The organism is Streptomyces sp. NPDC001415 (genome assembly GCF_053597395.1).
In genome coordinates this window covers 1-14,240 of record NZ_JBSFIE010000067.1, presented here as the reverse complement: position 1 = coordinate 14,240, position 14,240 = coordinate 1, and the positions used below count along the sequence as shown (strand labels likewise).

The following is a 14,240-nucleotide window of genomic DNA, read 5'->3' as shown; positions in this document are numbered from 1 at the left end:
TCTTCAAGACCTTGGGGGAGGAGCTACTAGGGCGTTTCGGCAACGCGGCATGGGGGTCCCCCTGGCCCTTAAGGCCTTGGGGGAGTGCGTGCCAGACGCCACGGGCCCGGGCGGGGTTTAGACACAGGCTCTGAGGGGAGTGCGGGCGCTCCTACTGGCCGCCGGCCCCACATCCTGCGCCCGAACCCGGCACCGGCACCCGCACCCGCAGCGGCGTCGCCGTACGCCCCGTCCCCCCTACCACCCGCTGCTCCGGCATCGGGTACCGCCGCCCGGGACACGCCCGGGACCGGCACACCGCCACACCACCGCAACCAGCAGGGAGTTTCGACATGACGTGCTTCTTCGACCCCCACCACGGCCCCGGCACGACACCCGTGACGTGGTCCCCTCAGTGGGGTGTGCCCCGGCAGATCCAGGCCTGCGGCGGCTGCGCCCAGCGCATCCAGACCACGCCCGCCCCGTACTACACGCCCCAGGCGGGCGCGGGCTATCCGCAGCCCGAGCAGCAGGGCTACCCGCAGCCGGTGCAGCAGGGATACCCGCAGGAACCGCAGCAGCAGGGCGGCCGCCGCTTCGGCACGGGCGCCGTCCTCGGCGCCGGCGCGGCAGGCCTGGTCGGCGGCGCCCTGCTGAACGAGGCATTCGACGACTGAGGTGGCTGAGGTGGCTGAGGCGACTGACGGGCTCAGGTAGCTTCCGGGCAGCACGGAGCCTGCCCGGCGCCCCGCCCCTCACCGCGAAGAAGCCCCGGTCGCGGAAGTGACCGGGGCTTCGACGTTGGACGGGGGGAGCGGCATCGGGGGGACAAGCCGCTCCCCCCGATGAGAACAGAACCCGCAAGTCCTGCGCCGCGGTCAGGGGGGAAGCTCGCGGCGCGGACCCCGCAGTGAGGTCCTGTTCCTCGCCCGCCGCATTCCTGCCAGATGTGGTGGGCTCAGGAACCATCCTGCTCTCCCGTCACGTCCGTACCGTCGGGCAAAGGGCCCCGATCGCCGGGCCCTTGGTCCTTAAAGGCCGGGTGAGTACCGGACGGGTGGCGGTTAGACTCACCCGACCGCACAGGGGTGGCGCCGTTTCCGGGGAGGGGCAAGGCACAGTGGACGTCAAGAAGGTCCTGCTCTACATCGCCGTGGTGTTCGTGCTGTACACGATCATCACGTCGCCGGTGCAGGCCGCCGGGATGGTCCAGACGGGGTTCGAGGGCATATCGAGCGCGGCCAAGGGCGTCGGAGAGTTCATGACCAACCTGGTCCGTTGAGCCCGTCCACCCTGTCGTAAGCGACGTAACCGTATGGAGAAGTCATGATCCGCCACCTGGTCCTGCTCAAGCTCAACGAGGGCGTCGAGCGCGACGACGAGCGTGTGGTCGCCGCCGTGAAGGCCTTCCAGGAGCTCGACGGGCTCATTCCCGAGATCGAGTTCTGGGAGTGCGCCTGGAACATCACCGACCGGCCGATCGCGTACGACTTCGCCATCAACTCCGCCGTGGCGGATGAGGACGCGCTCAAGCGCTACCTGGAGCACCCCGCCCACCAGGACGCGGCCGGCCAGTGGCGCGAGTTCGCCACCTGGGTGATCGCCGACTACCCGTTCTGACCCCGTACGGGATCCCTTGGCGGATCCGGTACGCGGCCCGGCCCCGCATCCGAGAGGTGCGGGGTTTTTTCGTGCCTCGGCAGCCCTCTGACCGGGGCCATCTGCCCCAACTTGCCCTCAACACGTGGTTATACGGTGCTTGCACACAGTGGACATGTCTTGTGATGCTATGACCGCTTTTGACGGATGAGTTGACCGAGGACTAAGGGGTGGCGTGACCGTGCCGGCCAGTACTACGCCTCAAGTGCCGCCCCAGAACGAGCCCCAGGACGCCCCCGAAGTACCCGCCCAGGACTCCTCGGAGGGCCCCAGGGGCCCCGCCAGAACCTCCACCAGGGGTGCGGACACCCGCGCCCTCACCCAGGTCCTGTTCGGCCAGCTCAAGGGACTTACGCCGGGGACCCCGGAGCACGGCCGGGTGCGCGGCGCGCTGATCGAGGCCAACCTGCCGCTGGTGCGCTACGCGGCCGCCCGGTTCCGCTCCCGCAACGAGCCCATGGAGGACGTCGTCCAGGTCGGCACGATCGGGCTGATCAACGCGATCGACCGCTTCGACCCGGACCGCGGCGTCCAGTTCCCCACCTTCGCGATGCCCACCGTCGTCGGCGAGATCAAGCGGTACTTCCGCGACAACGTCCGCACCGTGCACGTCCCGCGCCGCCTCCACGAGCTCTGGGTGCAGGTCAACGGCGCCACCGAGGACCTGACGACCCTGCACGGGCGCTCCCCCACCACCGCCGAGATCGCCGAGCGGCTCAGGATCGGCGAGGACGAGGTGCTCGCCTGCATCGAGGCGGGCCGCTCCTACCATGCGACCTCGCTCGAAGCCGCCCAGGAAGGCGACGGCCTGCCCGGGCTGCTCGACCGGCTCGGCTACGAGGACCCCGCGCTCGCCGGCGTCGAACACCGCGATCTGGTCCGCCACCTTCTCGTACAGCTGCCCGAACGCGAACAGCGGATCCTGATGCTCCGCTATTACAGCAATCTGACACAGTCCCAGATCAGCCAGGAATTGGGAGTGTCGCAGATGCATGTGTCAAGGCTCCTGGCCAGGAGCTTCGCCCGACTTCGATCCGCAAATCGAATCGAGGCATAACCGGTTCGAGTGAGCCGGGCTCCCGTCTCGGGCCGGTAAAAAATTTCCGCCCGAAAAACCCCACACCCCCTGTTTCCTGCACGTACTCGGGCCCGCCTTGTCGACATGTCACTACAGCGTGTTGCCGACATGTGACATTCTGCTGAAACCGCGTTTGCCGCAGCCCCGCCTCCGGTATTCAGGTGGAGGCTGCTTCCTCCGATGGTCGTAGCCCAACGCGACCGTCCGCGACCTCAAGGGGGTGGCATGTCCGCAGAACAGGGCAGCTCGAAGGTGCTCACGCTCACCAAGAGCGCACCCGCACCGACCGTGCGCCGACACGCCGCAAACACCGCAGCAATCGACACCCGCACGCTGTCCCGCTCCCTGTTCCTGCGCCTCGCCACGCTGGACACCGACAGCCCGGAGCGCACGTACGTACGCGACACGCTCATCGAGCTCAACCTGCCGCTCGTGCGGTACGCGGCGGCCCGATTCCGCAGTCGCAACGAGCCGATGGAGGACATCGTCCAGGTCGGCACGATCGGACTGATCAAGGCGATCGACCGTTTCGACTGCGAACGGGGCGTGGAATTCCCCACGTTCGCGATGCCCACGGTCGTCGGCGAGATCAAGCGGTTCTTCCGCGACACCTCGTGGTCGGTGCGGGTTCCGCGACGCCTCCAGGAGCTGCGGCTCGCCCTCACCAAGGCCAGCGACGAGCTCGCCCAGAAGCTCGACCGTTCGCCGACCGTCCCCGAACTGGCCGCCGTTCTCGGCGTGTCCGAGGAGGACGTGGTCGACGGGCTCGCGGTCGGCAACGCCTACACCGCCTCCTCGCTCGACTCGCCCGCCACCGAGGACGACGGCGGCGAGGGCTCGCTCGCGGACCGGCTCGGATACGAGGACACGGCGCTCGAAGGAGTCGAGTACCGCGAGTCGCTGAAGCCGCTGCTCGCCAAACTCCCGCCCAGGGAACGGCAGATCATCATGCTCCGCTTCTTCGCGAACATGACGCAGTCTCAGATCGGCGAGGAGGTCGGCATCTCGCAGATGCACGTCTCGCGCCTGCTCACCCGCACCCTGGCCCAGCTCCGCGAGGGCCTCATCTCCGACTGAACCCCGCCCGACTCCCGCTCCACCCTGGTGAATTGACGCTCCGTCAGACACACTGGCGCGATGCGACGACGTGCTGCGCTGATCGGCGCCTCGGTGGTGGTACTGGCCTTGGGCGGCACCCTCGCCGCCTGCGCCGGCGGCGGGGAACGAACCGGATACGTGGCGGTCGGTGCGGCGGGAGGCGGCCCTTCGGGTCCGGACCACGCGGTGCCGCCACGGGACGGTGTTCAGCTGGTCCCGCTGGACGGTTCGGCCGCGCCCGGACCGTCCGGGCCTTCGGGCACGGGGCCGGGCGCTCGTACTGGTACGCCCATGGTGCCGCAGGGCCCCGGCGCCTCGGCCGGACAGACTCCCGCGACCCCGGTGGCTCCAGGTGGCAACCCCTCCAACTCCCCTGCCACGCCGGGGAGTTCGCACCCCGGCGGCTCATCGGGCGCGCCGGGAACCCCCGGCGCCCCCGGCACTCCTCCCGCCCCGTCCGGTACGCCTTCCGGTTCCGCCAGGCCCGCCGGGCCCGCGGTGCTCAGCCTCGGGGCGCCCAGCCGTTCGGCGGGGGATCACCGGTGGTGCGAGAACGTGACCGTCCAGTTCCGCAACAGCGGGGGTACGGCGGTGAAGTCCGGCAGCGTCATGTTCGCGACGCACATCATCGGGCTGCTCGGAGTGGACTGGGCAACCATTACGTCCCGTCAGGCGCTGCCGGTGCCGATTGCCGCGGGGGCGGCTTCCTCGCGTACGTACGGGGTGTGCGTGGAGGCGTGGCGGGTGCCGCTGGGGATGCATGTGGAGACGCGGTCGGTTACGGCGAGTTGGGGGTGAGGGCCTCGGGATTCCCCACCCCGCCCGGATCCGCTGCTCAGCCCAGCGCCAGCCAGGCCACCGCCGCGAGGACGGCGATCACCGCGACCACTCCGACGATCAGGCCGACGCGCGGGCCCGCCGGAGCCGCGGCCGGGGTCGCCGCCTGGCGGCCCTGCGGGGCGCCCTCGTCGACGAAGGCGCGGAACATCTGCGTGGAGCCCGCCGGGTCGTAGTTGCCCTCGGGACCCTGGGGCGCGTGGGGGTTGTGTGCCATGGGGCAGGACCCTAGCGAAGATGGGGATCCCGCCCAACCCCCGCCCCCGCGCGAACACGCCCGCGAGCCAACCCCCACACGCTCGTGAAGACTCCGCGAAGACGGCCGCAACGCCCCCCACCTGCAACTTGGGTTTTCGCATGCAAAGGCTTTGCGCTTCCTTTGCCGTCCATTCCCGCATTTAGTTTGCCTTCGGCAACCAACAATCTTATGGTTGCCCGAAGCAACAAGATGTCGGGAGGTGTCGTCCATGGCCACACAGAGCCTCTATGAGGAGCTGGCCCGGCAGCTCAGTGCCATCGGGGCCGTCAAGCGCGGGCTCGCGCGGATCCTGCCGCCCGAGTGCCCGGGCGGGTCCGCCGCCGTGCTCACTCTCCTGGAGCGGCACGGCCAGATGCGGATCAGCCGGCTCGCCGAACTCCTCGCGGTGGACATGTCCGTGACGAGTCGTCATGTCGCGCACGTCGCGCAGCGCGGCTGGATCGAGCGGTCCGCCGACCCCGCCGACAAGCGCTCGCGGATCCTGCGGCTCACCCCGGCGGGCCAGGCCATGATCGACGATCTCGGGCTGCGCACCACGGAGATGTTCGCGCACACCCTCAGCGACTGGACCGACGACGAGGTCGGTCAGCTCAACACCATGCTGGCCCGCCTGCGGGACTCCTTCGGGGACTGCCGGGCACCTCACGTCCGAGGTCCCGAGACAGCCCGTACAACCGCTTAGCACCACAGAACACCGCACAGCACCACACCCGTACACCTGCCCAACAGACGTACAAGACAAGGAACTTCATGGCTACGACCACACCAGCCGGTGTGCGGGGCGGCCACGCCAAGCATGGCGGGCACGCGCCCGCCGGTGACGGCGCGCCGATGACTCACCGGCAGATCATGGAGGCGCTGTCCGGGCTGCTGCTCGGCATGTTCGTCGCCATTCTGTCCTCGACGATCGTCTCCAACGCCCTGCCGCACATCATCAGCGACCTGGGCGGCGGCCAGTCCGCGTACACCTGGGTCGTGACGGCCTCGCTGCTCGCGATGACCGCGACCACCCCGCTGTGGGGCAAGCTCTCGGACCTCTTCAGCAAGAAGCTGCTGGTCCAGATAGCCCTGGTCATCTACGTCTCCGGCTCGATCGTGGCCGGTCTGTCCCAGAGCTCGGGCATGCTCATCGCCTGCCGGGTCGTTCAGGGCATCGGCGTCGGCGGGCTCTCCGCGCTCGCCCAGATCATCATGGCCGCCATGATCTCGCCGCGTGAGCGCGGCCGTTACAGCGGCTACCTCGGCGCCACGTTCGCGGTTGCGACGGTCGGCGGACCGCTGCTCGGCGGCCTGATCACCGACACCGACTGGCTCGGCTGGCGCTGGTGCTTCTACGTCGGCGTGCCGTTCGCGATCATCGCGCTCATCGTCCTGCAGAAGACCCTGAAGCTCCCCGTCGTGAAGCGGGACGTCAAAGTCGACTGGACCGGCGCCTTCCTGATCAGCGCCGCGGTCTCGCTGCTCCTCGTCTGGGTGACCTTCGCGGGCAACAAGTACGACTGGATCTCGTGGCAGACGTACGCCATGGTCGGCGGCTCGATCGTGCTCGGCGCGCTGTTCGTGCTCGCCGAGTCGAAGGCCAGCGAGCCGATCATCCCGCTGCGCCTCTTCCGCAACCGCACCATCACGCTGGCCTCGCTCGCCTCGCTCTTCGTGGGTGTCGCGATGTTCGCCGGCACGGTCTTCTTCTCCCAGTACTTCCAGCTGGCGCGCGGCAAGACGCCGACGATGTCCGGTGTCATGACGATCCCGATGATCGGCGGACTGTTCGTCGCGTCCACCGTCTCCGGGCAGGTCATCACCAAGACCGGCAAGTGGAAGGCGTGGCTGGTCAGCGGCGGTGTCCTGGTGACGGCGGGCCTCGGTCTGCTCGGCACGATGCGGTACGACACCCCGTACTGGCACCTCTCGATCTACATGGCGCTGATGGGCCTCGGCATCGGCATGATGATGCAGAACCTGGTCCTGTGCACCCAGAACCAGGTCTCACCCGCCGACCTCGGCTCGGCCTCCTCCGTCGTCGTGTTCTTCCGCTCCCTCGGTGGTGCGGTCGGCGTCTCGGCGCTCGGCGCGGTCATGGCCAACCGGGTCACCCACTACGTCACCGACGGCCTCACCGCGCTCGGCCCGCAGGGTGCGGCCGCCGCCAAGAGCGGCGGCGGCTCCGGCACCATCCCGGACCTGGCCACGCTGCCCGCGCCGATCCGTACCGTCATCGAGAGCGCGTACGGGCATGGTGTCGGCGATGTGTTCCTGTACGCGGCACCGTGCGCGCTGCTCGCGTTCTTCATCACCCTGTTCATCAAGGAGATTCCGCTGCGTACAGGGGCGGCCGGTGCGGCCGGTGCCGCTGAGACCCGGGAGGCGCCCGCCGCCGCCCCCGCTCCGGCATCAATTCCCGCCCAGGCGGCGGCAGTTGAGGCACCCGAGGCCACCACCGCGATACTCGAAGGCACTCCGGTGCGCGGCACGGTCCGGGCGGCCGAGGGGGCGCCCGTCGCCTCCGCCGCCGTCACGCTCATCTCGCTCGGCGGCAGCCAGCTCGGCCGCGCGGTGGCGGGCCCGGACGGCGGGTACCTGCTCGCCGCGCCGGGCGCGGGATCGTACGTCCTGATCGCGGCCGCCGACGGCTTCCAGCCGCAGGCCTCGACCGTGGTCGTGGGCACCGAGCCGCTCGCGTACGACATCCTCCTGTCCGGCACCAGCGGCCTCACGGGCGCGGTGAAGGCGGCCGAGACCGGGGCGCCCGTCGAGGGCGCGATGGTGATCGTGACCGATGTGCGCGGCGATCTGCTGGCGACCGGCAAGTCGGGCGCGGCGGGCGAGTTCACCTTCGGTGAGCTGGTTCCGGGCCAGGTCACGGTGGCGGTCAACGCGGACGGCTTCCGCCCGCTGGCGCTGCCGGTGGAGATCGCGGGGTACGGCGTGACCCGCGTCGAGGCCGCGCTCCAGGCCGGCGCGCTGGTCCAGGGCACGATCCGGGGCGGCGTCGACCGCCGTCCGCTGGCCGATGCCCGGGTCACGCTGCTCGACGCGGCGGGCAACGTGGTCGCCGGCACGACGACGGGCGACGACGGCGCGTACGCCTTCGCCGACCTGAACGCCGGCGAGTACACCCTGATCGCGACCGGCTACCCGCCGGTGGCCGGCTCGCTGACCGTGGCCGGCCGCGGGGTGGACGGCCACGACATCGAACTCGCCCACCCGGGCGAGTAGTTCACAGACCCCCGGGTGCGGGGCCGCTTCGAGCGGAGGCGGCGTTCGTACCCGGCGTGGAAATGGGCCCCGGGGAAGGGGCGGCGGGCAGGGGACGGCCCGCCGTCCCGCCCCCGGGGCCCGGCCTTTTGCACTTGGCCTTTCGCACTTGGCTTTTGCACTTGGCCTTTCGCACCTGAGTTGCACATGAGGAGAGAAAACGGGATGGGACTGCGGGCACAGGTACGGACGCGCGACGGCTGGGCGGTTTCGCACGCCGTGGTGACGATGACCGACATGACCGGCACGCAGGTGCTGCGCGCCTCGGCGGCCGAGGACGGCTCGGTGTCGGCGGACGTGGCCCTCGCGCCGGGCCCGTACACGGTGATCGTGACGGCCGTCGGGTACGCGCCCGCGGCCTCCACGGCGCTGGTGACGGCGAGCGGCCGGGCCGCGGTCGGCACGGTGGTACTGGCCCGCCAGGGCGGCGTCGAGCTGCCGCCGCCGGGGCCCTGGACGATCGACCCGGCGCACTCGTCGGTCGGCGCGGTCGCCCAGCACCTGGGGATCTCCAGCGTCCACGGGCGGTTCGGGGAGTTCGGCGGGCGCATCGAGATCGCGGAGGACCTGGAGAAGTCGCGGGTCGAGGCGGTCATCGGCGCGGCCTCCATCGACACGGGCAACGCGATGCGCGACGGGCATCTGAAGTCCCCGGACTTCCTGGACGTCGAGCGCTTCCCCGAGATCACCTACCGCAGCACGGACCTCGTCCCGGCCGGCCCGGACCGCTGGACGGTGAAGGGCTCGCTGTCCCTGCACGGAGTACTCCGCGAGGTAGACCTCGACCTCACGTACCTGGGTACGGGGCCGGATCCGTGGGGCGGGGTGCGGGCCGCGTACCGGGCGACGGCGGAACTGCGGCGCGAGGACTTCGCGATGAACTACAACCAGGTGGTGCAGGCGGGGATCTCCGCGATCGGCACGACGCTGCGGGTGGAACTGGACATCCAGACCGTCCAGGGCGCGACCCTGCCGAGCGTCTGACCCTGGCGTCTGACCCTGGCGGGTCGGGCTCTGCGGGGGGTGGGGGGGTGCGGAGCTTTCGACTGCGGGCCGTCGGGGCGGTCGCGCAGTTCCCCTCGCCCCAAAAACCGCCCTTCGGCCGCAGGCCGTGCGTGGTTGCTCGCGCAGTTCCCCGCGCCCCTAGCAGTACTGGTGCTGGCCGGCATCGGAGCATTTCAGCCCGTCATGGGGGTCCCCCCTGGCCCTTAAGGCCTTGGGGGAGATTGAGGACGAGCGCCCTTCAGGCGCGAACGGGGTCTGGGGCGGAGCCCCAGGAAAACCGGCTTCACCCACTTCCAACCCCCGGCGGGTTTCGGGAAGGGGTGGGGTGGGGGGCTCAACGGGGTCTGGGGCGGAGCCCAGGACCACCCTCGGCGCAACCCGTCAGGCGGGGTCGCGCTCGCTCAGCGCCTCGATCCCCGCCACGAGCAGCGACAGCGCGAAGTCGAAGTCCCGCTGTCGCATCTCCGCCACCGTCTCCCCGCCCCGCGCCGCCATCAACTCCGCCGCGTCCTCGAACTGCGCCCGGTATTCGGGCTGTTCGTTCAACGCCCCCATCGCCTGGGCGAAGTACTCGTCCTGCGTGACCCCCGCGGCCTCGCAGCGCCGCACGAAGGTCCCCTCGATCGTGCCGAATCCGTACACGAACTGGAAGACCGCCGCGAGACCGCCCATCTGCCCGTGCGGCGGCAGCCCGGTGCGGGCCAGGATCCGCCAGGCCGTGCGCGAGAACGCCATCGAGTGCGGCCCGATGTTGAGGTAGCGGCCGATCAGCGCGGACGCCCAGGGGTGGCGTACGAAGATCGCGCGGTAGCCGACGGCGATCGCGCGGAGCTGGTCGCGCCAGTCGGCCGCCTCGTCCTCCATGTCGGGCAGCTCGATCTCGGCGAACACGGAGTCGAGGGCGAGTTCGAGGAGGTCGTCCTTGGTGTCGACGTACCAGTACAGGGACATCGCGGTCACCCCGAGCTCGCCCGCGAGCCGCCGCATGGAGAACTTGGCGGACCCTTCGGCGTCGAGCAGCCGTACGGCCTCGGCGGTGATCCGGTCCCGGTCGAGAGCAGGGCCGCCCTCGGAGGAGGCGGGCGCCTCCGCCCGCCGCACCCGGTTCCCCGCCTTGCTCCCGAGCCACACGCTGGTACGCGCCGCATCCTTCGTACGGTCCGCCGCCGACACCATCGCCGTCCTCCTCGGGCCTTGGTCGTGCCGACCCCGCAGGGTCCTGTCCACAAGGGCCACGCCCCTCAGGGGGCATGTCCGGATTTCTGGGCTCTCACCCCCGTCGATGCTATGCGGCGGGAGCCGCCCCGGCGGGAGCGGGCGCGCTTCGTTCCGCGCGGTGCAGCAGGACCGCCGCGAGGAGGCCGCCCGCGAGCACGGCGACCGCGCCGACCAGCTGGCTGGTCTCCAGGCCGGAGGCGAACGCGTCCGCGATGCGGCCCCGCTCGGCGTCGCTCTTGGCGGCGGCGAGCGCGGCGGGCAGCGAGGCCGCCGCGACCGGCACGAGCGCCGCGAACCGCGAGTTCAGCACCGCGCCGAGCACCGCCACGCCGAGCCCGTTGCCGAACTCGCCGAGCGTGCCGTTCACGCCCGCGCCCACGCCCGCCTTCTCCGGCGGGATCGCGCTCATGATGGCGTTGGCCATGGCCGGCATGGACAGCGCGATGCCCGCGCCCATCACGACGAGGCCGAGCAGCGTGCCGCCGTAGTTGTGCCCGCCGAGCAGCGCGATCGAGGCGAGCCCCGCCGCGTTCGCGGTCATGCCGATGGCTATGGCGCGCGGGGTGCCGACCTTGGTGACCAGCTTGGCGCCGACGCCCGACATGTTGAGCACGACGACGCTGAGCGCGAGCGGCGCGGTGCGCAGCCCCGCCTCCAACGGGCCGTATCCGAGCACGAATTGGAGGTGCTGGGTGAGCAGGAACAGCGAGCCGCCCATGCCGAAGGCGACCAGGATCGAGCCGGCGACCGCGCCGATGAACTTCTGGTTGCGGAAGAAGTGCATGTCCAGCATCGGGTGCTCGATGGACAGCTCCCAGCGTACGAACGCCGCGAGGAACACGAGACCGACGGCCGCCGAGGCCAGCACATGGCCGGAGAGCCAGCCGTGGCCCGGCCCGGAGATGATCGCGTAGACCACCCCGGTCATGCCGATCGTGGAGAGCAGCGCGCCGAGCAGGTCGGGCCGGTCGCCCTGGGGGTTCTTGGACTCCGGCACGAGGGCGAGCACGGCGACCAGGCCGAGCGCCGCGACCGGGATGTTGACCAGGAAGATCGCGCCCCACCAGAAGTGGTCGAGCATGACCCCGCCGATCAGCGGGCCCGCGGCGAAGCCGAGCGAGTTGACGGTGGCCCAGATGCCGATGGCCTTGATCCGGGCCTCGTCGTCGAAGATCTGGACGACGACGGCGAGCGTGGTGGTCATGAGCAGCGCCCCGCCGACGCCCATGCCCGCGCGGGCGGCGATCAGCTGCCCCGAGTTCTGCGCGAGGCCCGCGGCCAGCGAGCCGAGTCCGAAGAGGGCGAGGCCCGCGGCGAGCATCTTCTTGCGTCCGTAGCGGTCGGACGCGCTGCCCGCGGTGAGCAGCAGGCCCGACTGGACGAGCGAGTACGCGTTGATCATCCACTGGATGTCGGCGGTGGACGCGCCGAGCGAGGTGGTCAGCGAAGGGATGGCGACGTTGAGGACGGTGTTGTCCAGCAGCACCGTGAGCTGGGCCACGCAGATGACGCCGAGGATCAGCCAGCGCTGCGGGTGCCCGGTGGGGATGGTCGGATTCTCGGCGGTCGTTGCCGTCATTGCGGCTCCCTAGCTCCTTATACGGTGTAAGTGGGGTAGCGATGTACACCGTAAGGGAGACTCTTCTACGCTGTAAAGCGATTTATTGGCGGCGGCCGGTCGGTCGCTTCCGCAAGGCTTGCCGAACCAAACCGTCGAATGCTTCAACTGGCCGCAGCAACAGGCTGGTTGGAGCCCACGCTCGCGGCTCCGGCGCACGCGACCCCGGGCGCCGGGGGCCCCAGACCCGGGGTTCTCCCCCACCCCGCCCCTTCCCGCTGTGACATTCTGCGGCTCCGCCGCGTGGCCTCCGGGGGTGTGGGTGGGCTGGACTCGCCACCTGGGGCTCCGCCCCAGACCCCGTTCGCGCCTCAAGGGCGCTCGTCCTCAAACTCCCCCAAGGCCTTAAGGGCCAGGGGGGACCCCCATGACGGGCTGAAATGCTCCGATGCCGGCCAGCACCAGTACTGCTGGGGCGCGGGGAACTGCGCGACCAGCCACCCACGGCGCGAGGACGAAGACGGGTTCAGGGGCGCGGGGAACTGCGCGACCAGCCCCCACCGGCCCGCAGATGAAGCCGCCGCCCCCGCGGAGCGTCTAACCCACCGGTGCCGTCAGGTCATAGAACGTAGCCGTACCCACCGTGACCTTCTTGAAGGACGACTCGACCCAGCTGCCGATCGACCCGCCACCAGCCTGGCCTCCTCCCCCGCCGCCGCCCAGCATGCCGCCACCGCCGGAGATGAAGTAGTGGATCTTTCCATCAGCCACGTACTTCTTGAACTGGGCCAACGTCGGCGACGGGTCGCTGCCGTTGAAGCCGCCGATCGCCATCACGGGCTTCTCGGTGGCGAGTTGGTAGCTCGCGGCGTTCTGCGAGCCGATGGCGGCCGCGGCCCACGTGTACCGGCCCGCGTTCTTCTCCAAGAGCGCCTCGGCCTCGGCGCTCACCTTGGCGCCGTCGAGCAGACCACCCATGCCGCCGCGCTCGCCAATGGCACCACCACGCCGCCCCTGCGTGGCGCCGGTCTGGCCGGGGGGCGTGGGCGGCCGGCCCATGCCGTCGCCCGGCATGCCCTGGCCCTGGCCCATGTGCCCCTGGCTCGGGCGCCCGCCGGTCTGCCCTGCGCCCGGCCCACCCCCGAACCGCATCCGGCCGCCGCCCATGCCCGCCCCGGCGGGCCCCGCCGTCACGATCGAGCCGGTGTGGCCGGTGTCGAGGGTGCCGGCCGAGTACGCCACCGGCCCGGCCAACGAGGCCGCGACCCCCAGCCCGGCCACCCCCAGCGCCACCCTCCGGTTCAGCCGGCCCGCGAGCGCGAGGCCCAGCGCCGCCCCTAGCCCGCCGATCAGTACCGCCCAGCGCAGCCACGGCAGATAGTCCGGGGTGCGGCCGAGCAGGACGTACGACCAGACGGCCGTGGCCGCCGCCGTCACGCCGAGCGCGAGCGCGGCCCAGCTGCGCGAGCGCTCCTCCCACAGGACGGTGACGCCCATGCCGACGAGCGCCGCGATGTAGGGGGCCAGCGCCACCGTGTAGTACTGGTGGAAGATCCCCGCCATGAAGCTGAAGATCACGGCGGTCATGAGTAGCGCCCCGCCCCAGGCGAGGAACGCGGCGCGTGCGGTGTCCGTCCGTTTGGCCTTCCAGGTGACGACGAGGCCCGCGATCAGCAGGAGCAGGGCCGCAGGGAGCAGCCATGAGATCTGGCTGCCGATCTCGGAGTTGAACATGCGGCCGATGCCGGTCTCGCCCCAGCCGCCACCGCCGCCCGCGCGCATGCCGCCCGGGAACTCCATGCCGCCCGCCCGCGCGGCCCCGCCGCCGACGCTGCCCGTCTCGTCGCCGTTGATCCGGCCGAGCCCGTTGTAGCCGAAGGTCAGCTCAAGGAAGGAGTTGTGCTGCGAGCCGCCGACGTACGGGCGCGACGACTTGGGCCACAGCTCGACGGCGGCCACCCACCAGCCGCCCGAGGCCACCAACACGCCTGCGGACAAGGCGAGTTGGCCGAGTCGGCGGCGTACCGGCGTGGGCGCGCACACCGCGTACAGGACGGCGAGCGGCGGCAGGATGAGGAAGGCCTGCAGGGTCTTGGTCAGGAACGCGAAGCCGATCGCGACCCCGGCCCACACCAGCCACTTCGTACGGGCGTCCTCAAGCCCGCGCAGCACGCAGTACACGGTGACCGTCATCAAGAGCGCGAGCAGCGCGTCCGGATTGTTGAAGCGGAACATCAGAGCCGCGACCGGGGTCAGCGCGAGCACCGCGCCCGCGATCAGCCCCGCGGCCGGGC

The 14,240-nt window shown here is 70.9% G+C and carries 13 protein-coding genes; 9 read left to right on the top strand and 4 right to left on the bottom strand.

What is annotated here, in order from left to right; genetic code table 11:
• Positions 1-332 precede the first annotated feature (332 nt).
• The 6 genes from ACWC2B_RS37680 to ACWC2B_RS37655 all read left to right on the top strand — a co-directional run bounded on the left by ACWC2B_RS37680 (position 333) and on the right by ACWC2B_RS37655 (position 4,612).
• Positions 333-656 (top strand): hypothetical protein, encoded by a 324-nt coding sequence (locus tag ACWC2B_RS37680; RefSeq protein ID WP_450724803.1) that lies wholly within the window; start codon positions 333-335, stop codon positions 654-656.
• Positions 657-1,099: 443 nt separating this feature from the next.
• On the top strand, positions 1,100-1,261 hold the full coding sequence (locus ACWC2B_RS37675) for a hypothetical protein (RefSeq protein ID WP_189965863.1): 162 nt from the start codon (positions 1,100-1,102) through the stop codon (positions 1,259-1,261).
• A 44-nt stretch (positions 1,262-1,305) separates the two neighbouring features.
• On the top strand, positions 1,306-1,599 hold the full coding sequence (locus ACWC2B_RS37670) for a Dabb family protein (RefSeq protein ID WP_450724800.1): 294 nt from the start codon (positions 1,306-1,308) through the stop codon (positions 1,597-1,599).
• Between the two features lie 220 nt (positions 1,600-1,819).
• Positions 1,820-2,695: an RNA polymerase sigma factor SigF gene (locus ACWC2B_RS37665; RefSeq protein ID WP_450724798.1), complete on the top strand. Its 876-nt coding sequence runs from the start codon at positions 1,820-1,822 to the stop codon at positions 2,693-2,695.
• Positions 2,696-2,941: 246 nt separating this feature from the next.
• Positions 2,942-3,793, top strand: coding sequence for an RNA polymerase sigma factor SigF (locus ACWC2B_RS37660; RefSeq protein WP_053725878.1), 852 nt, complete (start codon positions 2,942-2,944; stop codon positions 3,791-3,793).
• Between the two features lie 60 nt (positions 3,794-3,853).
• A complete protein-coding gene (locus ACWC2B_RS37655; RefSeq protein ID WP_450724796.1) occupies positions 3,854-4,612 on the top strand; it encodes a hypothetical protein in 759 nt (252 codons plus the stop codon).
• A 37-nt stretch (positions 4,613-4,649) separates the two neighbouring features.
• On the opposite strand, the gene ACWC2B_RS37650 is transcribed toward ACWC2B_RS37655, so the two are convergent.
• Positions 4,650-4,868 carry a hypothetical protein gene (locus tag ACWC2B_RS37650; RefSeq protein ID WP_450724794.1) on the bottom strand — a complete coding sequence of 73 codons (219 nt, stop codon included), beginning with the start codon at positions 4,866-4,868 and terminating at the stop codon, positions 4,650-4,652.
• Positions 4,869-5,118: 250 nt separating this feature from the next.
• Between ACWC2B_RS37650 and ACWC2B_RS37645 the strand changes: the two genes are divergently transcribed.
• The 3 genes from ACWC2B_RS37645 (at position 5,119) to ACWC2B_RS37635 (ending at position 9,149) form a co-directional block, all read left to right on the top strand.
• On the top strand, positions 5,119-5,592 hold the full coding sequence (locus ACWC2B_RS37645; RefSeq protein ID WP_450724792.1) for a MarR family winged helix-turn-helix transcriptional regulator: 474 nt from the start codon (positions 5,119-5,121) through the stop codon (positions 5,590-5,592).
• Positions 5,593-5,660: 68 nt separating this feature from the next.
• Positions 5,661-8,126 carry an MFS transporter gene (locus ACWC2B_RS37640; protein ID WP_450724790.1) on the top strand — a complete coding sequence of 822 codons (2,466 nt, stop codon included), beginning with the start codon at positions 5,661-5,663 and terminating at the stop codon, positions 8,124-8,126.
• Between the two features lie 204 nt (positions 8,127-8,330).
• The gene (locus ACWC2B_RS37635; protein ID WP_450724788.1) at positions 8,331-9,149 is read left to right on the top strand and encodes a YceI family protein; all 819 of its coding nucleotides are present in this window, start codon (positions 8,331-8,333) and stop codon (positions 9,147-9,149) included.
• 402 nt (positions 9,150-9,551) lie between these two features.
• Here the strand turns inward: ACWC2B_RS37635 and ACWC2B_RS37630 are convergent, their stop codons facing one another.
• The 3 genes from ACWC2B_RS37630 to ACWC2B_RS37620 form a co-directional block, all read right to left on the bottom strand.
• Complete coding sequence (locus ACWC2B_RS37630; protein WP_450724786.1) at positions 9,552-10,346, bottom strand: TetR/AcrR family transcriptional regulator; 795 nt, start codon at positions 10,344-10,346, stop codon at positions 9,552-9,554.
• 109 nt (positions 10,347-10,455) lie between these two features.
• Positions 10,456-11,967: an MFS transporter gene (locus ACWC2B_RS37625; protein WP_450724784.1), complete on the bottom strand. Its 1,512-nt coding sequence runs from the start codon at positions 11,965-11,967 to the stop codon at positions 10,456-10,458.
• Between the two features lie 576 nt (positions 11,968-12,543).
• The coding region (locus ACWC2B_RS37620; RefSeq protein ID WP_450724782.1) for an ArnT family glycosyltransferase at positions 12,544-14,240 on the bottom strand (1,697 nt) is incomplete at its 5' end.